The following is a 19,229-nucleotide window of genomic DNA, read 5'->3' as shown; positions in this document are numbered from 1 at the left end:
ATTGACGTCAATGGGTTCCCCACTCCGTCAAAAGTCCGGCGATTTTCGGTTCCGGCAGAGGTCTGCTGAATAAATAACCTTGAATCATATCGCAGCCGTGCGTATTTAAAAATTGGAACTGGGCGTTGGTTTCGACTCCCTCCGCCACGATCTGAAGGTCCAGACTGTGGCCGATCAGCAAAATGGCGGAAGCCAGCGAACGGCTGGCCTCGTCTTTTTCGATTCCGTCCACGAACTTTTTGTCCATTTTCAGCGTCGTAATCGGAAGCTCGCGCAAATAACCGAGGGAGGAATAGCCGGTTCCGAAATCGTCGAGCGCAATCCCGATCCCCATCCGCCGAATTCTGTCGAGCTTGGCAATCAATCCTTCCCTCTCGGCCGATTCCATAAACAGCGATTCCGTAATCTCTATTTCCAAATATTCCGGCGAAAGGTCGGCTTCCTCCAGAATTTCCTCCAGCATCCGTACAAATCCCTCTTGCTTCAGCTGGATAACGGAAATATTCACCGATACCTTGTAGCCTGCATAACCGGAATTATGCAAGGTTTTCAGAAAGCTGCAGGCCGTCAGCAGCACCCATTCGCCTATGGGAATGATCTGCCGGCTGTCTTCGGCAATCTGGATGAATTGGTCCGGCGGGACGCGGCCGAGCTCGGGGTTGTCCCAGCGCAGCAGGGCTTCAAACCCGCTGATCCGGCCGGTAAAGGTGTCGATCTGAGGCTGATAATACAGTTCGAATTCATCATGATCGAGCGCCGAAAGCAGCTGGGCTTCCAGCTTCATCCTGCTGTGCAGCTCCATCTGCATCGAGGCGTCATAAACGGCGCAAGAGCTTTTGCCCAACTTTTGGGCATGGTAGAGGGCGACATCCGCGTTTTGGATCAGTTCCTCGGGGTTGGAGGCCTGTTCCGGATAAAGCGCAATGCCGATGCTGATCGACAGATGGATTTCCCCCTGCGCCACCACAAAAGGCGGTTTGAACGCTTTAATCAGATGTCTGGCCAATTGCTGCAGACCTGCGGGAGAGGTCGCTTCCCTCACCAGCATGACAAATTCGTCGCCTCCGAACCGGAACAGCATTGCGCCGGCAGGCATGATCGAGTTGAGCCTGTCCCCCGCTTCCCGGATCAGCAGATCGCCCCATTTATGGCCCAGCGTGTCGTTGATGCTCTTGAAATTATCCGCATCTACGAACAGCAGCGCCGCTTTCTGGTCAGGATCCGCCAGGCAGCTCTCCAGCATTTCCATCAGATATACACGGTTTGGCAGTCCGCTGATCGGATCAAAGTAAGCCAGCTTCTGCAATTTGTCTTCGTTTTGACGGAGCTGCTGCTGGCTTTCCACCAGCAGATGAACCTGCTGCTTCAGTTCCTCCTGCATGGAAGCCAGTTCCCGGTTCGTATGCTCCAGCTCTTTGAAGCTGGTTTTCAGCTGAAGCTCATAATTTTTGCGGTCGTTTATATCGATTAGCGAACCGGCGAACCGGACGCCGCCGCCGCAAGGATCTCGCAAAACCTTGCCGCGGACCTGCATCCAACGGTACTCCCCTTTTTTCGTGAGCATTCGGTATTCTGCATTGTAGGTGGGATCGTTCCCTTCCAGATGCCGCCGGCGCGCTTCATCAGCCTGCAGGGTATCCTCGGGATGGATCAGCGCCAGAATTTCCGCTTCGCTGTAAGGCTCTTCCCGTTCCTCATAACCCATGAGCTCCGTCCACCGTTTGGAGAACGTATAATTTCTGGCGGTCACATCCGATTCCCAGATGATCGCCCCCGAACCCTCGTGGGCAAGACGAAGTCGTTCTGCAAACTTGTTCCGCTCCGTAACGTTTATGCCGGTAAGAATGTAATTTTCCTGTTTTTTCTCTTTGTCCCCGATTACGGTCAGCCGGGTCTCGAAATCCAGTTTCTTACCGGACGCGCTCAGCAGGGAAAGCTCCACCTCTCCGCCCGGCAGTCTGCCCGATAAAGCCTCTTCCATAAGATGGACGAGTTGGCCGTAACCGGCCTCCCGGAGCCCGGTTTGATGAGGCTGCTTTCCCAGGACTGCTTCCTTCGTCAGCCCAGTCAACTTTTGGGCGCAGCTGCTAAAATAAACCGTTCCGGTTGAAGGACGAACAGCCCAGACTAAAATTTCATAATGCCCCAGCGCTTCCTTAAAAAAGGCCCTCGTTCCCTGGATTTCCTTGAGGAGCCTGAATTCCCTGAGTTTCAACAGTACGGCTGCAGCGATAAATCCTATAGCGAATAAAGCGCTTATCATGGCTGTAAGTTTATAAGTATTTAACTCCGCATAGCCGGCCGGCAGGAACGCCGTTAGCCAACTCTCTCCCGGATCCCCTGTAATCGCCGCCTGAAGGGGCATACCTCTCCCCCAAATCCAACTTTGCATAACTTCCTCCTAGCTTAACTTGCAAAAAACGACAAAAAATTGTTAAACAATCCCACTCATTATACCTTGCCGCCACCCCCGAAAGAAACCATTTTCTTCATATGAAAATATGGGTTTATTCCAATAAAATAAGCTGTTTTCCGGAGGTTTATCCCTCTTCGAAAAACAGCCACATTGTTCCATTAATTCTTTAATAAGTCAACTATTGTTTTTTCCCACCGGTCGATGACGGCGGGAGAATCATGCAACGCGATTTTAATGCCACTTGTGATATCCGCATATTTTGCGACATCCTGTTTGATCTCAAGCAGATCGGCCTCATACCGGTCCCGCGGAAAATCGCTTTCTTCTGCAGCCGGAAGCGGCCTCGCCTCCAGCTTCAGATAACTGACCTTGCCCTTGTAAACCGCAATCAGCAGCGCTTTCCCCGTCCGGGCGATATTCCGGCTCGTCACGGTCCCCGGCCATAATCCGATCCTCAGCGCTTCGGGCCGGATGGCCACGACTTCCCCAACGCTCAGCATGGCGTTGTGAGGCCACCCGTCGTCCGAAACCGTCGTCAGCAGCATCGCTTCTTCCTGCTTCTCCGCAAGCCGGCTCCCGTCCAGCAGTTCGTAGAGATCAGGAGGCAGGCTAACGCTGGCCGCGTGTCCATCCCTCATCTTGTTCATCCCCTGTCCATCTCCTTGTCCTCGTCTTCCAAATAAGGTTTGTTGACGAAATAATACATGACGCCCATCAGCAGCACCCCGCCGACGAGGTTGCCCAGCGTAACCGGAATAAGGTTGTAAACCACCCCGGCAAACGAAAAATTCTCCGAATGCTGAAGCACCAGCGCAATCGCAAACGTACACATATTGGCGATGCTGTGTTCATAGCCGGAAATAAAAAAACAAAAGACAAACAGCATCATGGCAAACAGCTTGGCCCCGTCCCCCTTCATGGACATCGGCAGGAAGAAGGCCAGACACACCAGCCAGTTGCACAAAATTGCGCGGAAAAACAGCTCGCCAAACGGAGCCTCCACCTTATGCTGCGCTACGCTCAGCAGAAAACCGTTCACCGACGGGGAATCGAACAAACCCGTCAAATGGATAAGCAGCGCAAAAACGAGCGCCCCCAAGATATTCCCCAAATAGCTGGAACCCCAGAGCTTCAGCACCTCCGTCCACTTCAGCCGCTTCCGGAGCGCAGCATACGTATAATAAAACGTGTTGCCCGTAAACAGGTCGCCCCCGCCGTAGGAAATCAGAATAATTGCCGCCCCGAACGTCATCGCCGCCATAGGGTAGGTAAACGGAGAATCCTTCAGATAGAAAAAGTTCCCGGTTTTAAAGGCGACAATAACGCCAAAACCGATGAACATGCTGGCCAGCATCGAGCGGGCCAAATACCGGATCCAGCTTTGCGTAAAAATTTTGTGCTTCTTAAGCGCAAGCTCCTCGACCTTTAACAGTGCTTCTGTTTCCATAGCTCCTCCATGATCCGTCATGCCTGTCCGGCAGTTCCTGTATTTTCCGTAATATAACACAAAATTAAAGGAATTAAACCCGGATTTCTAACCCGGCCATGGTCTTTTCCGCTTTCTCTTCAAAAGGGTTGGCAATTCCCCGACATTTATGCCATAATAAGAACAGTTATAGATGATAATGATTATCATTCTTTGTATATGACACGGCTGTGTTTACGCCATTCCTATAATGAATCCAAGACAGAAGGAGTTTATGAACATGGTGAACCGAACCTCCAAATGCGATCTTCAAGTCGATGATTATCTGGATCTGCTGAATCTGGCCCAGCGGCTTGGCGATCCGAAATGGCAGAAGGAAATCATGCGGAAATTGAGCAGTTTCGACTGCGGCTTGAAGGTTAAACAAAACGTATAGGCTGCAATCGTGAATCTTGTTCATGGCCTTGAATAGAAAAGCCCGTTTCAGCACGCGCCGGATCTCCGGAATAGGCTGAAGCGGGCTTTTATTGGTTTAGCGGGCAAACCTCTTTGATAATGGGCTTTTTATTTAACCTTTATTTAAGCCAGGATTCGTAAAACCTTCTATATCCTTCTTTCATTACGCTCTCCGAAAAGTGGCCGAAAGCATATTCGCGATTCGCCTCCGACGCCCTGCGCGGATGGGCCGCGGCCATGTTCACCAGCTCAAACCAGTTGGCTTCATTCCCCGCAAAGCAGTGCGGACCATGAATGTGTCCATAACAGGGATGCTCCGGTTTGACGACGATTTTTCCCATGGCCATCGCTTCCGTCAGCGGCATCGCAAAGGTATCGAACCTGGAGGAGCTGAAATAAACCTTCGAGGAATTCATGAGCGCAAATACTTCATCCTGGGATAAAGCAAACTTAAGCTTCACATTATCGGGAATGGCGTATTTCTTCATGCTTTCCTTATACCGCAGGCCGCCGAATACCATGAAGACCTCTTTGTCCGGATTCCGTCTGGCATATTCCAGCACCACGTCAGGCCGGCGGTTGGCTTCATCCCGCCCGATCCACAGCACCCGGTTATGGACAACGGCATCCGGGTCATAATGGCGGTTCGCCAGCTCTTCGCTGAAGCCGATCGGAATGACGTCCACGTCCGTTACCCCGTACCGCTCCCCGATTTGTTCGCGCAGGAACTCCGTCTGCACCACCGCTTTATCCACCATCGTATAAAAAGGTTTCATCATCTCGTAGCCGGTCAGCGCCGGATCCGGAAAGCTGTGCGGAAACAGGACGCTTTTCGGCAGAAACATTTTCAAAAAAGTAAAACCGGATACCGTATAAAGGACATGCTCGATTTTGTGTTCGTAAATCTGGTCCAGCACAATATCATAATTGACCAGGTCGCCTTTCTCATGTTCATATCCAGGGAGCCAATCGTGTTCGCTGACGTGCCGCTCAGGCGAAATAAAGACCAGCTCGACGCCAAGCTCCCGGCTGATCCGCTGCAGCCGTTCCGCAAAAATCCGCGGTCCCTGCGCTTCGGCGAACTGAATTTTTCGCATTACGAGACCTACCTTGCTCATCTTCGTTTATTCCCCCTCTGCCTCTTTCATCGCCGGGCCGGCGTCCCCGCTGGTCTGCAAAAGCCGCAGTCCGCAGCCCTGCAGGCTCGCCATGGCTTCCGAGCGCTGCCGCATCAGCTGTGACCTGCTCCAGTAGACGCTGCCGGTTCGGAGATCCGATTCCACGAGGAGCAGCATCCACAAGGAAAACAGCACCGCATATGCGCAGTAATCGGCCGCAAGCCGGGACTCTTCCATGGGCTGACCATAATAACGCCTTTGATGGGCATAAACGCCGAGAATCCGATCCCTGAATTCCGGGGTCACCGGAAAAGACCTTGGAAACACCGGATGGGACATGTCCAGCAAATGGTACAGATCCCACAGCGGCGTATTCAAATGGGCATGCTCCCAATCCAGCACATACAGCCTTCCCGCCGATAAGGCGTAGTTCCCGGCATGCAGGTCGCCGTGGTTAAGCACGCTGGACCCTGCCAGTTTAGATTGAGATGTATGAGAAATGGCCAGATCCAGCAGAGCGGTCGGCAGATCCCCTTCTTCGATCAGCCTTTGGGTTTCCTCTTCCCGATCGATCAATTCCTTGCCCATTTGCCATACAGGCGGTTTCGGGGCTCTGAACGCGGCCGGATCCCAAGCCGAGGTCTCTATACTATGCCAGCGGGCGGCAAGCTTGGCCATTTGCAGCAGGGTCTGCGGCCGGTGCTCATGGCTGAGCGGACCCAGATCCTCAAATACCGCCCAGCCGGGCTCTCCATGCTCCGAACGGTCAAGCAAGGCCGGGTAAACGGAAGGAACCTTGGACAGCACCTGCTCGTAAATCCAGATTTCCCTTTCCTCCTGACCCTGATGCGTAACCGGCTTAAAAATATAGCTTTCCTGCGGGGAAACAAAAAACCGCTCCACATAACGCCCGTTCATCCCCTGATACAAACGTTCGCTGCGGTAAACCAGGCCGTGGTCAAGCTTTCCTTCCTCCGTAATAAACCGGCTTAACGTTCCGATTGTCCTCACTACCTTCCTCGCCACCTTGAAGTTACTTTCCATTTAACCTGATTCTTTTGCGGGAATCAATGCCTGCCGGCTGGATAAACGAGGAAACGCCCTCCAAGGAAATCCTTGAAGAGCGTTTCTAAATAAAGAGCAATTTCGCTTTTATTGGGGGCTTCGATTATTGGCGAATCCAGGCATTGGCCAGCAGCATGGCGCCTTTCGCCGCATTCGTCTCAGCCAAAGCGTTCAGCATCACGAAATCGTGAATCATCCCTTGGAAACGTACGGCCGTTACGGATACGCCGGCTTCGCGCAGTTTGTTTGCATAAGCCTCGCCTTCATCCCGCAGAACGTCCGCTTCACCGGTGATAACAAGCGCTTCGGGCAGGCCTTTCAATTGGTCCAGGCTGGCCCACAGCGGGGAAGCATAAATCTCGGCTCTTTGGTCCGGATCGGTCGTGTATTGATCCCAGAACCATTGCATGCCGTCACGACGCAGGAAATAGCCTTCGGCAAACTGATGATAAGACGGCGTATCAAACGATGCGTCGGTCACCGGATAAAAAAGCAGCTGTTTGGCAATTTGAGGGCCTTTGCGGTCTTTAGCCATCAAGGTCAGGGCAGCGGTCATATTTCCGCCTACACTGTCTCCAGCAGCCACGATCCGGTCGGCTTTTAATCCATGAGAAGCCCCTTCTTTGGCGATCCACTCCAGCGCCGCGTAAACCTGCTCAATGGCAACCGGATATCTCACCTCGGGAGAAAGGTCATAATTGGTGAACACAACGGCCGAGTCCGTTCCAACCGCCAATTCGCGGATCAGGCGGTCATGCGTATGCGCATTGCCGAATACCCAGCCTGCACCGTGCGTATAAAGAATGACCGGCAAGGTAGCCGCGGCGTTTTTAGGTTTGATGATCCGGATCGATACTTTCCCGGTAGGACCGCCTTCAATGGTTAGGTCTTCGATGTCGACCTCCGGTTTGGCGATATCTCCGGACTGGACTTCGTCAACAGTTTCGCGGCCTTTTACCGGGCCAAGATCGAACAGATACGGCGGGTTGGCTGTATCCTCTACAAACTTCTGGGCTGCCGGCTCCAATACGATTTTAACGTTTCCTGCTTGATTTTGATTTGACATGATTTATTCCTCCTTGGAATTTTAGATGAAAGGCGATACGACTTTTGTATTTCTAAAAATTATATTGTGTAAAATCTTTATGTACTCAATATACATTGTGCACAATATAATGTCAACAAACTTTTAAACATTATTTACCCGCTTCTAATGCCAATAAACCTTTTCTGCGGCAAATCCTTTACTCAATGCGGTTTTAATTTCTTCCGGCGGATCAGCATTACGGCAAACAGCAGAAGCGGTAAACCAATCTGGAACAAGGGCCATACGCTTAAAACTACGACCTCGCGCCCGATATAAATATGATGCGTATAGTTGGGGGACCAGAAAGCGGCAGCGAAAATAAACGTGCCGAGGGGAAGAATCCATCTTCTGAACCCGATGCCGGTGATTCGCTCAAGTCCGATAACTCCGCCCAGGAAGAAGGCAGCCATCTTGATGCCTAGCCCGATAAATAGAAACAGCGTAAATAAAGCGTCCATTCTTTCAAACAAGCCCGGGAACCGGATCAGCTGAACCGTTTCCAGAAGAGGAAGCGTGCTATTTTGCACAAGGTTCGGCCCCAGGACAAGCACGTTAAGCTGATTGATCAAAGTCAGAAACAATACGATCCAGCCGAAGGAAAACAGCGTTTTTGGGACCATTTTTCCCTGACGCTGTACCATCGGGTAGAACACGAGAAAAATGACGCTTTCACCGAAAGGAAACGAAACCATTTTAATCAGCGATTTGCCCATTTCAGGGGTGATCCCGTGCTCCAATACAGGCAGCATGAATTCAAAATGGAGCAGACCGGAAATGGAGACGGCCCCAAGCAGAACTCCATAAGCGGCGACCATAAAGGGCAAAAAAACAATCCCCATCAGGAAGTTGACTTTTGGACCATGACGAACCGCATTGGAAATAACCAGAAAACTGATGAGCATGGTCAGCCATAATTTGGTATTGGGCAGCAGAGTCATCAAGGTCAGTTCCCCCAAGTCCCGAAGGTTCCGCGACACTTCGTAAGCAAAATAACCGATAAAACCCAAATTGATTACGGTTCCGATCCACGGACCCATATAACGGTGAAACAGCAAAAACAAATCCAGACGGGGATCTCTGGAGTGAATGATCAGATGAAGCAGCAGAACCAGCATACCGATGACGCCGGAAGAAAGCATCAGGATCCAGGCATCCTGCTTGGCCTCTCCTCCCTGAAAGAAAAGCGTAGTGCTGCCCACCTCGAATAAAAATAGGCTGATAATCAGCTCGGATGTAGTAACTTTCCCCTCCTTCATAACCGCCCCCCTCCTTTTCATTTATTGGCTTAATCCCTTTCCTCCCCTCCATGGACTTTCTCCTGAATTCTGCGGAAGGATTGCACAATGAGACCTGGACGTTTGATTGACGCGTGAACCTGGATCTCGATCTTCATTTTTGAAAACTGCTTCTTCCATTGCGGCTTTATTTGCTGCCATTCCTTTGGATATTTCCGATGGATTTGGTCGGCCACGCCTAAGACATCCACCTGGCGTTGTTGAATCGCTTTCCAGCCCTGAATCATATCATTCCTAATTTGGCGTTCGATTTGTTGTTCCAGATGCCGAATTCCCGACAGGCTGCCGATATCCTCCTTGGAGTCCGATTCACTCAATTCCCCGTTCACCTTCGCCCTGATCTTAAGCTTGTACCCGCCTTCTTCTTTGACCGGAGTAATCTTAACTTTGGCAGAAGTGACCCTGTAGGCGGACATAACCTGGCCGGCCTCTCCTTCCTGCTTGCCCCCGAAAGAGACCGTATGCCTTCTGACCCGGTTCATGAGCCAGGAAACGCCCAGGCTCTCCTTTTCGTTCAAGCTTCCCACACGTCTGTCTCCCTGGAACAGGCTAAACCCGCTCAAAACGAGGTTGGCAGGTGGAGACGTAAATTTGAACGCATCCTGCGATTTAATAACCTGGGGATCTGAACCCTCCAGCTTGATTTCGGGAACACCGGCCGCTCCGGAATCAGAGCTTAGCTTTAACGCCAATTCATACATGGAAGTGTCATTATATAAAGACAACCATTTCTGCTCCATATCCAAAAGCTCCTCCAAGGCTTTGCCCGTAAGCTTTTCCGGGGGCAGCAGCGCTTCCAAAACCTCCTCCGCCGTGGAATCGGCGACCATCACTTTAACCGTTTCGCGCGTATCCAGGTTGCGCAGGTATCTGTCCAGCAGCTCCGAAATGCCTTCGTTTGCCGTTTCCTTACCAATGACAAGAACGTTATTATGGGAAAAATAGAGCTGCCTTGGATTCTTAAGCGTGCTTTTGACCAAGGCCTCTCTAATCGTCCGGCCCTGCGTGTTTAACACGTATACGCCCAAGGAGGAACCCGCCCCGCTGGATCCACCCGTTCCGCCGAACATCGCGGAAGGGACGATAATTTGCGTCGAGGTACGGTAGTTCCCCTCGCTGCCGTCCAGTCCGGTGGCGATTACGACCCCCAGCTCATTCAGCTCTCTGCGGCTTCCACAGGCAGAAAGCAGCAGCAGTCCGAGCATCAGAAGAAAAATCCTAACGTATCGGCTCATAGGTTAACTCCCTTGCTTATCCTGCTTTTCCTGAGCAGGAAGAACTTGTTCTTCGACCGGCGGATATTGATAAGGGGCCTGCCTTACTTTGTTTTTGCCGGCAAACTGGTCTGGACGCGACTTCATGGCCCACCAAGGCACACGGACCAGCAAATCCTTGGAGTTCGTCTTATTAAACGGGGCGTAAGGGAGAAAATAATCGACCCCAAAGGACCGCAGCGAAACCAGATGATTCAGAATCGGAACAACTCCGGCCAAAATCCCGAACAACCCAAACGTGCCGGCCAGGATCATTAAAGTAAATCGGATGAGACGGATGGCCGCCGCCATGTCGATCGAAGGAATGACAAAATTCGCGATAGCCGTGAAGGATACGACGATAACCATTGTCCCTGAAACGAGACCCGCCTGAACGGCCGCCTGACCGATGACCAACGCGCCCACGATGGAGATCGCCGGACCGATCACCCTCGGCATTCGTACCCCCGCTTCCCGGATCACTTCAAAGGTAAGCTCCATAACAAAAGCTTCGATCAAAGCCGGAAGCGGCGTTCCCTCCCGCTGCGCGGCCAGCGTAACCAGCATGGTCATGGGCAGCATCTCCTGCTGGAACGTAGTGATCGCAATATACAAGGAGGGCAGAAGAAGAGCTACCAGACAGGCCAAAATCCTTAAGATTCTCAGAAAAGTCGCCAAATCGTATCTCTGATAATAATCTTCGCTTGATTGAAAAAATTTAAAAAAGGTAACCGGCAATATGAGGACAAAGGGAGTGCCGTCCACCATAACCGCAACCTGTCCGTCGAGCAGACTCGCCGCAACAGCATCCGGACGTTCCGTGTTCATGATGGTCGGAAACGGCGTAAGCGGCGCGTCCTGAATCATTTCCTCGATGTAGTTGCTCTCCAGAATGCTGTCCGTTTGAATCGAATCAAGGCGTCCCCGGACCTCCTCGATCAAACTGTCTTTGGCAATGCCTTCGATATAAGCCAAAGCAACTCTCGTTTGCGTATAAGTTCCGATCGGGCGGACCTCCAGACGCAGATCCGGCGTTTTCAGCTTGCGGCGGACCAAAGCCATATTCGTGGAGAGTTCTTCGGTAAATCCCTCTTTAGGGCCCCGTATTACGGACTGCGAGGTCGGTTCCTCTACGCTTCGCCGGAGGCCCCCGCCAATTGCGGCCGCTAAGGCGTAAACCGTTTTATCCATCAGAAAAACAACGTTCCCCGATAACACCGAAGCAAATACGTCGTCCAGCGTATCCGTTTTGTGGAGCGCCTGCGGAAGATCCCGGATCAGCTTATCGGCAATTGGCTCTCCGGCACCGGACGCGCTGTCCGTCACCGCTTTTGCCGCCGTTTCCAGCAGCTCTGCAAGCAAAAGGTTGTCGATCAGCCCTTCGACGTAACACGCCGCGAGCAGCGGGCCGGAACCCGCATCTTCCGGCGCAAAAGACCGGATGATCACGTCAGGACTGTTTCCGAGCTTGCTTCTGAGCAGCTCCAGCGTAACCGTCAGGTTCTGATGGACAGGGAGCGGAAGGCTCGCCTTCGGGGGAACAGGACGTCCGGCCTGCCGGGGAGTCAGTGCTTCTTTAAGCCATTTGCGCAGCATGTTTCCCCTCCTTCCTTTCCCTATTTCTGTTTCTAACATTTGCTGGAAACCGTTAAAATATTCGTGTTTGAGGAGCTGAATTCTCCGCTAGCGCAATCTTAGGAATCCGGCTTTTTCCCGTGCGGATCTTTCTTCCTCCACGCAAAAAAACGCCCAACCGGCGGCCGGCTGGGCGTTGTGCAAGTTGCGCCTCGCTAGGAGAGGCGGATCTAACTATAAACCTGTTCGGTTGAATTCTTTTGCTTAAGCGGTTAAACCATTTGCTCCCCGTCATAAGAGGTAATAATTTTGTACAGATCAGGGCGACGGTCACGAAAAATTCCCCACTCGATGCGCTGGGACTCCAGCTTGTCGAGATCAAACTCGGCAACCAGCACGGCTTCTTCCGTCCGGCCTGCTTCAGCTACCTTGCTGCCCGTAGGGCCAGCGATAAAGGATGAGCCGTAGAAATTGATGCTGGAATCCTCGTCGGTTTCCATACCGATCCGGTTCGAAGCCACAACCGGAACGAGGTTAGAAGCGGCATGCCCGAGCATGCACGTCTGCCAGTGGTCCTTGGAATCGATGGACGAATCCTGGGGCTCCGAACCAATCGCGGTCGGGTAAAACAGGATTTCGGCGCCCATCAGCGCCATGCAGCGCGCGGCTTCCGGATACCATTGGTCCCAGCAGACGCCGATGCCGATTTTTCCGTAGCGGGTATTCCACACTTTAAAGCCCGTATCGCCAGGGTTAAAGTAAAATTTCTCTTCATATCCCGGTCCGTCCGGGATATGGCTTTTACGGTAACGGCCAAGCACCTCGCCGTTCGCATCGATGACGGCCAGCGAATTGTAGCGGGCGTTATTTTTTTTCTCATAAAAGCTGATCGGCAGCACGACCTGAAGCTCTTTGGCAACCGTCTTGAAATGGTTCACCGCTTTGTTATGCTCCAGTTCCGTTGCGTACGGGTAATAATCGGCTTTTTCCTTTTGGCAGAAATACGGGGTTTCAAACAGCTCCTGCAGCAAAATAATTTGCGCGCCCTGCTTCGCCGCTTCGCGGACCAAACGGTCCGCTTTGGCAATGTTCTCTTCTATATTCGATGAGCAGCTCATTTGAGTGGCTGCAACTTTAACATTTCTCAAAAGGTTCCCCTCTCCTTTCTGATTTGGCCCTTCGGCTTATTTGCCGGCAGGCATTTGCTGCGTCGTGCAGTGCACGTTCCCGCCTTCGCGGATCACGGCCATTCCGTTTACCGTACGGACTTTCCGGTCCGGGAAGGTGCGTTCCAGCACTTTCTTGGCCAGACGGTCGGTCTCTTCAGCGGTCCCGCCAAACACCGGCAAAATAAGGCCGCCGTTAACGAAATAGAAATTCAGATAACTTAGCGTCAGTCTCGAATCTTCATATTGAACGGCTGGCGGCTGCTGGACCGGGATCACTTCGATTTTGCGGCCTTTGGCATCCACGGAGGCTTCAAGAATCGCCAGATTCTCGCGGGTGATTTCATAGTTCTCGTCTGCCGGATCATCGCAGACCTGCAGGATCACCTTGCCAGGGGCAGCGAAGCAGGCCACGTTATCGACATGACCATCGGTTTCGTCGCCGCTCAGGCCGCGTTTCAGCCAGATGATTTTCTCCACGTTCAAATAGTCCTTGAGCATTTGCTCGATTTCCCCGCGGCTCATATGCGGGTTGCGGTTGTCGTTCAGCAGGCACTCTTCGGTGGTGATCAGCGTGCCCTCCCCGTCAACGTGGAAGGAGCCGCCTTCCATCGTGATCGGCGCATCGAACTGCTGGATGCCGAAACGGCTGAGCAGCTTCCCGGCAACCTGGTTGTCCAGATCAAACGGTTTGTACTTCTCTCCCCAGGCATTGAAATTCCAGTTGACGCCCGCGCGTTCTCCCGCCGGGTTCACCACGAAAGTCGGGCCGTTGTCGCGCAGCCAGGCATCGCTATGCTCCAACGGAAGGATTTCGATATTTGCCTCCGGAAACATAGCGCGGACGCGGTCCGCTTCCTCCGGGTTCACGAGCACGCTCACCGGCTCGAATTCGGCAATCGCCTGGATCAGCTCCTGGTACCCCCGACTTACCTCTTCATATTGGTCCGGGTACACCATGGAGTCCTGCACGGGCCAGGAAATCAAAGTACGTTCGTGTTCAGCCCATTCAGGGGGCATGGCATAATTCGCCGATCTAGGATTCATCTATGTCAACTCGCTTTAAATAAAATTTTTGGGGTTTAGTCCAGAGTACATCATACAATATAATTCCCCCTGCCTCAATGAGTCGGCAAGATGAAATTTTTTCTGCTTCGAAAGGCAAATTTCCCTTACGCCAAAAAGAAAACCGCTCTGCCGGCCAGAAGCCAATGGAGCGGCCAATAAGCCGGAAAGCGGTTCAAATGCCGAAGAAAAAAACTTCGGCTTATCGTTTCCAAACATCCGAATATTTGTCATGCCGTTTAAACATGGTTTGCACGTAAGAGCATTGAGGCGCAATCCGATAACCCTGCTGACGGGCATATCCGACCAGTTCATCCAGCAGCTTTTCCGCAATTTTTTGTCCCCGAAGCTCCTCGGAGACAAAGGTATGGTCCGCCACCAAAACGTCGCCATCCTGGCGGTAGGTAATTTCCGCTACCATCTTGCCGTCCTCCTGCAGCTCAAAACCGTAACCCGTGTTCACCATTTCCCTCATTTTTAAAAACCTGCCTCTCACCTATAAAATTTAATTCCCTAAAAATTTAACTTCATAATAATTTAACTTCATAAAGGTTATGTCCCTGCTGTTTCTAAAAGCCCAATTCCCTGCCTGTCTTTCTGTTCTCCTTCAGCTTTCCCCAAAGCATCCAAGCTCATCGGCCCCGCAGACCGGGAATATGATATATTTATGTAATGCGCTGTTTGATGACCGGTATTCGGGTTGACAGCCGATGTCCTACATTTAGAGGCAAGGTGATTTCGAAATGGAACGTTATTTATTTCAACATAGACCTGAAGGAGCGGAAGGTCAAGCTCCCTTCGCCCCCCGCGCGGCCGCCGGAACCAGCCGGGAGCTTGTCGCCGATTCCGAAGCGGATGCTTGGTATTTCAGGCGGCTTGAGGAAAACGGCGTGCTCCTGAACCAAGCCCAGATTCGGGCGGTCCGGCACGGAGACGGGCCCGCGCTTACGCTGGCCGGCGCCGGCTCGGGCAAAACCTCGGTGCTGGTCTGCCGCACGGGGTATTTGATCGGGGTCCGGGGCGTGGATCCGGCCGGTATTCTGCTGCTGACCTTTTCGAGCAAAGCGGCCGCGGAAATGCGGGAGCGGATCGCCGGACTGCCCGGCCTGGCCCCCCATCATATCCGGCCGCTGTCGGCGCGAACCTTTCACGCCTTTTTCCTGCGGTTTCTCTACAGCCGCGGAGCAGCTTCCGACCTGCTGACGGATACCACCCGGCAGCACATTATGCTGAAGCAAATCCTGCGCGAGCTGGGGCTGCCGCAGGATGCTTACGAGCCCGAAACGCTGCTCGCGCTGCTGTCCTCGGCCAAAATGAATCTGATTGCCCTATCCGATCTGCCGGAAACCAGCGAAACGGAGCGGGAGCTGAAACGGATCTTCGAGCGCTACGAAACCCTCAAAGCCCAGCAGGGCCTCATGGATTTCGATGACGTGCTGGTCCGCTCCCATGACATGCTGAAGGAGGATCCCCGCAGTCTCCGCTGGCTGCGCGAGCGGTTCCGGTATATTATGGTGGACGAATTTCAGGATACGAATTTGCTGCAATACGAACTTGTCCGCCTGATCGCCGCCCCGGTCAATAATTTGATGGCCGTCGGCGACGATGACCAGACCATCTATTCGTTTAACGGGGCCCGGAGCGAATTTATCCTGCAATTCGACAAACAATATCCGTGCGCTGCCGTCATCACGCTCGACATCAACTACCGCTCCTGTCCGAATATTGTCGGACTCGGCAACGACATGATCCGTCACAATGTGCAGCGCCGCCGCAAAACGCTCAAGGCCGCTAGACCGGCTAGCGGATTAAAGCCGCTTTATTTAAGGCCGTATACGACGGATAAAGAAGCTGAATTTCTGCTGGACCGGATCGAACATGAAGTCGTAACGGGAACACGGCAGTACGGCGATTATGCGATTTTGTACCGCGCTGCCAGCAACAACCGGGCGATGCTGGAGCAGCTTGTGCTCCGCGATATTCCGCATATCGACTACGGAGACGGGCAGCTGCTCTATCAGCAGCGTGCCGTAAGGCCCGTGCTGGATTATTTGCGGCTGTCGCTCAACCGCCGGGATTTCCAGGCGATCGAAAGCATACTGACGACTTTATATATTAACCGGAATCTCGGTATGGCCCACATTTTGGAGCAGGAGAAGCTCCGGGCCAAAAAGGGGCCAATGGTTCATCTGCGCACCCTGCCGGGGCTGAAGGATTTTCAGATCGGCAAAATCAACGACCGGATAGAGCTCATCCGCTCTCTCCGGCGCAAAACGCCGGTGGAAGCCATCCGCCTGATCCGCAGCGGTTTCTATAACAGCTATCTGGAAACGGACGAACGCCAGGAGGCGACCCAGCATCGGGAGATGCTAAAGGAGCTGCTGGACGAGCTGGAGACGTCCGCCGAACGATTCGGCAGCATCGAAAAATTCCTTGATTTCGTGGATGAAGTAGTCGCCAAAAACGAGGAAGCCCGAACGCGGAAGCTGGAGGGCCAGGGCAACAGGGTCGCCCTGATGACCATCCACCGCTCCAAAGGGCTGGAGTTCCCCGTTGTGTACCTTATCGGGGCCTCGGAAGGAAGTTTGCCCCACGCTTCGGCGCTTGACGCCGACCGGATGAAGGATATTCATCCGAAGCTGGCCGCGGGGCAGAAAAACGAAGCGGCGCTGGAGGAAGAGCGCCGCCTCGCTTACGTCGCCGTCACCCGGGCCAAGGAGGAGCTGGTTGTCAGCTCCCCCGCGCGCTACCGGGGCAAGAAGGCGGACGTGTCGCGCTTTCTGCTCGCCGCGTTTGGCGCAGGCGCAGCGGCGGACAAGGCCGCAGCCGGGACACGCCTGGCGTCCCGGCCGGCCGGAGGCGCCAGCGCGCAAGCGGCTGGCGCGGGGGGCCGCGCGGCGTTCCCGGGCATCCGCGGGAACGCCGCGCGCGAAATCGCCGCCGCGGGCAGCCCCGGCGGCGCAGCCGGTGCGCCCGGCAGAAGCGCCGGGCGCGGTTTGGCCGCTGCCGGAGCTGCGGCAGCGGGTTCGCCGGCACGCGGGCGCAGCGTGCCGGCGTGGCTGTGCACGGCCCAGGGCTGCGCAGCCTGGGTCCGGATCGTCAGCGACCGCGAAGCGAAGCTGACGGAAAGGCTTTGCCCGCTGTGCGGTTCGCCGATGGCGAAAGGAACGCGCAGCGTTCCTCGCTAACAGCGGACTTGCCGGCCCAGCGGGCCGCCAAACGCCCCCGGGAGCTGTCCAACTGGCTCCCGGGGGCGTTTCTTGTTCGCTGCACGCTCCTGCCTCTCTGCTCCTTTGTTCCTTTTATTTCTTTGTTCCTTCGTTCTTTGCTTACCTGCTCTTTTACCCGCCTGCTTCTTTCTCCCCTTGTTGGATCCTCACTCTATATCGCTAGCATATGCCTGTTTTACCTTTAGAATCCGATGCAGAACTGTGCTAATATAGAACTATGGTAGATTAACTTACATAAATTTGCGATTTAAGAGAGGAGACGTCGATTTATGGCAAAAATGCTGACACGCGCTGAGGTTCCCGTTGAAGCAACCTGGAACCTGGATGATCTGTTTGATTCGCAGGAGGGCTTTGAAAAAGCACTAAAGGAAGCATTGGATAAAGCTGCCCATTTAACCCGCTTCAAGGGACGCCTGGGCGAAGGCTCCGGCGTGCTGCTGGACTGCCTGAAGGAACAGGACGCCTTGCAGGAGCTTGTTATTCGGGCCGCAAGTTATGCCCGGCTTCGCCAGTCCGAAGACGGAACAAACCCGGCCAATCTGGCGAACTCCTCCAAATCGGGAGATGCCTTGTCCCGAATCCAAGCTTCGCTTACCTTTATCAACTCCGAGCTGCTTGAGCTGGAGGTCGGACAAATCGAGGCCTATCTCGCTGCCGAGCCGGGCCTGGCCGTTTATGAACGCAGCCTGAAGCTGCTGCTTGAAAGCAAGCCGCACCGGCTGAGCTCCGAAACGGAAAGCGTGCTGGCCTCCCTCAGCGAGGTGCTTGAGGCCCCTTACCGTATTTATCTCCGGGGCAAGCTGTCCGACATGACCTTTGCCGAGATCGGCGAAGGGGAGAACAAGCTGCCGAACTCTTTCCGTTTATATGAAAACAAATATGAAATGTCGCCGGACACCCAAATCCGCCGCGAAGCTTACGCTTCCTTCTCCCAATCGCTTCACGGCTCCCGCCATACGTTTGCGGAAGCCTATGCTACGGAGGTGAAGAAGCAGGTCGTGCTTTCCCGCCTGCGCGGCTACGGCTCCGTAACGGAAATGCTGCTGCGGCCTCAGCAGGTTACACTGGAAATGTACAACAACATCCACGACACGCTGCTGGCCGAGCTTTCTCCCCACATGCGACGGCTTGCCGCTTTGAAGAAAAAAGAGCTGGGGCTGGACAAAATGCTGTTCTGCGACCTGAAAGCGCCGCTCGACCCGGATTACAATCCTTCCGTCACTTATGAAGAAGCCTGCGCGATCATCCAGGAGGCCTTGGCCGTGCTTGGACCTGAATACGGGGAAATCGTGGAAGCCGCTTTCTCCAAGCGCTGGGTGGATTACGCCGACAACATCGGCAAGTCGACCGGAGCTTTCTGCTCCTCCATTTACGGCGTTCATTCCTACATCCTGGTCACCTGGGCTGATAATATGCGCGGAGCTTTTACGCTGGCTCACGAGGTCGGCCATGCCGGACACCTGATGCTTGCAGCAAGAAACCAGGCTTTGGTCAACTCCCGTCCGTCCATGTATTTCATTGAAGCTCCCTCCACCATGAACGAGCTGCTGCTGGCCGATCATCTCATGGCAAAATCCGAAGACAAACGGATGCGCCGCTGGATCATTTCCCAGCTGCTGAACACGTATTACCATAACTATGTAACCCATTTGCTCGAGGCCGAACTCCAGCGCCGGGTTTACCGTCATGCCGAAGCCGGCGAGCCGATTACGGCGGATGTGCTGTCGAGCTTCAAAGGCGGAATCTTGTCCGAATTCTGGGGCGACGAGCTGGAGCTGGACGAAGGCGCCAAGCTGACTTGGATGCGCCAGCCTCATTATTATATGGGCCTCTATCCGTATACCTATGCAGCCGGATTGACGGCGTCCACCGCCGCCGCCCAGCTGGTCCGCGAAGAAGGCCAGCCGGCGGTAGACCGCTGGCTGGAGGTGCTGAAAGCCGGCGGCAGCAAAACCCCGCTTGAATTGATGGCCATGGCTGGCGTCGACATGACCAGCAAAGAGCCGATTTCCAAAGCGGCCGCTTATGTCGGCTCTCTTGTAGCCGAGCTTGAATCGCTGTACGAATAATCCCGAGC

The 19,229-nt window shown here is 53.7% G+C and carries 15 protein-coding genes; 3 read left to right on the top strand and 12 right to left on the bottom strand.

Annotated elements, in window-relative coordinates; translation table 11 throughout:
• Positions 1 to 7: 7 nt before the first annotated feature.
• From AC3ZPD_RS08255 to AC3ZPD_RS08245, 3 genes are all read right to left on the bottom strand, one after another.
• Positions 8 to 2,392, bottom strand: a complete 2,385-nt coding sequence (locus AC3ZPD_RS08255; RefSeq protein ID WP_490983802.1) for a sensor domain-containing protein — start codon at positions 2,390 to 2,392, stop codon at positions 8 to 10.
• 182 nt (positions 2,393 to 2,574) lie between these two features.
• Positions 2,575 to 3,063, bottom strand: coding sequence for a pyridoxamine 5'-phosphate oxidase family protein (locus AC3ZPD_RS08250; protein WP_490983801.1), 489 nt, complete (start codon positions 3,061 to 3,063; stop codon positions 2,575 to 2,577).
• Positions 3,060 to 3,863, bottom strand: coding sequence for a formate/nitrite transporter family protein (locus AC3ZPD_RS08245; protein ID WP_490983800.1), 804 nt, complete (start codon positions 3,861 to 3,863; stop codon positions 3,060 to 3,062). The genes AC3ZPD_RS08250 and AC3ZPD_RS08245 overlap by 4 nt, the downstream gene beginning before the upstream one ends.
• A 259-nt stretch (positions 3,864 to 4,122) precedes the next feature.
• On the opposite strand from AC3ZPD_RS08245, the gene AC3ZPD_RS08240 reads away from it, so the two are divergent.
• Positions 4,123 to 4,278, top strand: coding sequence for a hypothetical protein (locus tag AC3ZPD_RS08240; protein WP_490983891.1), 156 nt, complete (start codon positions 4,123 to 4,125; stop codon positions 4,276 to 4,278).
• 139 nt (positions 4,279 to 4,417) lie between these two features.
• On the opposite strand, the gene AC3ZPD_RS08235 is transcribed toward AC3ZPD_RS08240, so the two are convergent.
• The 9 genes from AC3ZPD_RS08235 to AC3ZPD_RS08195 form a co-directional block, all read right to left on the bottom strand.
• Positions 4,418 to 5,416, bottom strand: a complete 999-nt coding sequence (locus AC3ZPD_RS08235; protein WP_490983799.1) for a glycosyltransferase family 4 protein — start codon at positions 5,414 to 5,416, stop codon at positions 4,418 to 4,420.
• Between the two features lie 6 nt (positions 5,417 to 5,422).
• A complete protein-coding gene (locus tag AC3ZPD_RS08230) occupies positions 5,423 to 6,427 on the bottom strand; it encodes a phosphotransferase family protein (RefSeq protein WP_490983798.1) in 1,005 nt (334 codons plus the stop codon).
• Positions 6,428 to 6,584: 157 nt separating this feature from the next.
• The gene (locus tag AC3ZPD_RS08225) at positions 6,585 to 7,547 is read right to left on the bottom strand and encodes an alpha/beta hydrolase (protein ID WP_490983797.1); all 963 of its coding nucleotides are present in this window, start codon (positions 7,545 to 7,547) and stop codon (positions 6,585 to 6,587) included.
• A 182-nt stretch (positions 7,548 to 7,729) separates the two neighbouring features.
• Positions 7,730 to 8,824, bottom strand: a complete 1,095-nt coding sequence (locus AC3ZPD_RS08220) for a GerAB/ArcD/ProY family transporter (RefSeq protein ID WP_490983796.1) — start codon at positions 8,822 to 8,824, stop codon at positions 7,730 to 7,732.
• A gap of 29 nt (positions 8,825 to 8,853) precedes the next feature.
• The gene (locus AC3ZPD_RS08215) at positions 8,854 to 10,098 is read right to left on the bottom strand and encodes a Ger(x)C family spore germination protein (protein WP_490983795.1); all 1,245 of its coding nucleotides are present in this window, start codon (positions 10,096 to 10,098) and stop codon (positions 8,854 to 8,856) included.
• 3 nt (positions 10,099 to 10,101) lie between these two features.
• A complete protein-coding gene (locus tag AC3ZPD_RS08210; protein WP_490983794.1) occupies positions 10,102 to 11,712 on the bottom strand; it encodes a spore germination protein in 1,611 nt (536 codons plus the stop codon).
• 251 nt (positions 11,713 to 11,963) lie between these two features.
• Positions 11,964 to 12,839: an N-carbamoylputrescine amidase gene (gene aguB / locus AC3ZPD_RS08205; protein ID WP_490983793.1), complete on the bottom strand. Its 876-nt coding sequence runs from the start codon at positions 12,837 to 12,839 to the stop codon at positions 11,964 to 11,966.
• Between the two features lie 36 nt (positions 12,840 to 12,875).
• Complete coding sequence (locus AC3ZPD_RS08200) at positions 12,876 to 13,904, bottom strand: agmatine deiminase family protein (protein WP_490983792.1); 1,029 nt, start codon at positions 13,902 to 13,904, stop codon at positions 12,876 to 12,878.
• Positions 13,905 to 14,124: 220 nt separating this feature from the next.
• Complete coding sequence (locus AC3ZPD_RS08195) at positions 14,125 to 14,397, bottom strand: GNAT family N-acetyltransferase (RefSeq protein WP_490983791.1); 273 nt, start codon at positions 14,395 to 14,397, stop codon at positions 14,125 to 14,127.
• Positions 14,398 to 14,665: 268 nt separating this feature from the next.
• On the opposite strand from AC3ZPD_RS08195, the gene AC3ZPD_RS08190 reads away from it, so the two are divergent.
• Together AC3ZPD_RS08190 and pepF are read left to right on the top strand one after the other, a co-directional pair.
• Entirely contained in the window at positions 14,666 to 17,110 is a 2,445-nt protein-coding gene (locus tag AC3ZPD_RS08190; RefSeq protein ID WP_490983790.1) for a UvrD-helicase domain-containing protein, read from the top strand.
• Positions 17,111 to 17,421: 311 nt separating this feature from the next.
• Positions 17,422 to 19,221, top strand: a complete 1,800-nt coding sequence (gene pepF, locus AC3ZPD_RS08185; protein WP_490983789.1) for an oligoendopeptidase F — start codon at positions 17,422 to 17,424, stop codon at positions 19,219 to 19,221.
• The last annotated feature ends 8 nt before the right edge of the window (positions 19,222 to 19,229 follow it).

Source organism: Paenibacillus mobilis (assembly GCF_058267595.1).
This window is presented reverse-complemented; position numbering and strand designations above follow the sequence as displayed.

Bases quoted from the DNA above. Each gene is read 5' to 3' on its own strand.
- AC3ZPD_RS08255 (WP_490983802.1), bottom strand. From the start codon at position 2,392: ATGCAAAGTTGGATTTGGGGGAGAGGTATGCCCCTTCAGGCGGCGATT.
- AC3ZPD_RS08250 (WP_490983801.1), bottom strand. From the start codon at position 3,063: ATGAACAAGATGAGGGATGGACACGCGGCCAGCGTTAGCCTGCCTCCT.
- AC3ZPD_RS08245 (WP_490983800.1), bottom strand. From the start codon at position 3,863: ATGGAAACAGAAGCACTGTTAAAGGTCGAGGAGCTTGCGCTTAAGAAG.
- AC3ZPD_RS08240 (WP_490983891.1), top strand. From the start codon at position 4,123: ATGGTGAACCGAACCTCCAAATGCGATCTTCAAGTCGATGATTATCTG.
- AC3ZPD_RS08235 (WP_490983799.1), bottom strand. From the start codon at position 5,416: ATGAGCAAGGTAGGTCTCGTAATGCGAAAAATTCAGTTCGCCGAAGCG.
- AC3ZPD_RS08225 (WP_490983797.1), bottom strand. From the start codon at position 7,547: ATGTCAAATCAAAATCAAGCAGGAAACGTTAAAATCGTATTGGAGCCG.
- AC3ZPD_RS08220 (WP_490983796.1), bottom strand. From the start codon at position 8,824: ATGAAGGAGGGGAAAGTTACTACATCCGAGCTGATTATCAGCCTATTT.
- AC3ZPD_RS08215 (WP_490983795.1), bottom strand. From the start codon at position 10,098: ATGAGCCGATACGTTAGGATTTTTCTTCTGATGCTCGGACTGCTGCTG.
- AC3ZPD_RS08210 (WP_490983794.1), bottom strand. From the start codon at position 11,712: ATGCTGCGCAAATGGCTTAAAGAAGCACTGACTCCCCGGCAGGCCGGA.
- AC3ZPD_RS08200 (WP_490983792.1), bottom strand. From the start codon at position 13,904: ATGAATCCTAGATCGGCGAATTATGCCATGCCCCCTGAATGGGCTGAA.
- AC3ZPD_RS08195 (WP_490983791.1), bottom strand. From the start codon at position 14,397: ATGAGGGAAATGGTGAACACGGGTTACGGTTTTGAGCTGCAGGAGGAC.
- AC3ZPD_RS08190 (WP_490983790.1), top strand. From the start codon at position 14,666: ATGGAACGTTATTTATTTCAACATAGACCTGAAGGAGCGGAAGGTCAA.
- pepF (WP_490983789.1), top strand. From the start codon at position 17,422: ATGGCAAAAATGCTGACACGCGCTGAGGTTCCCGTTGAAGCAACCTGG.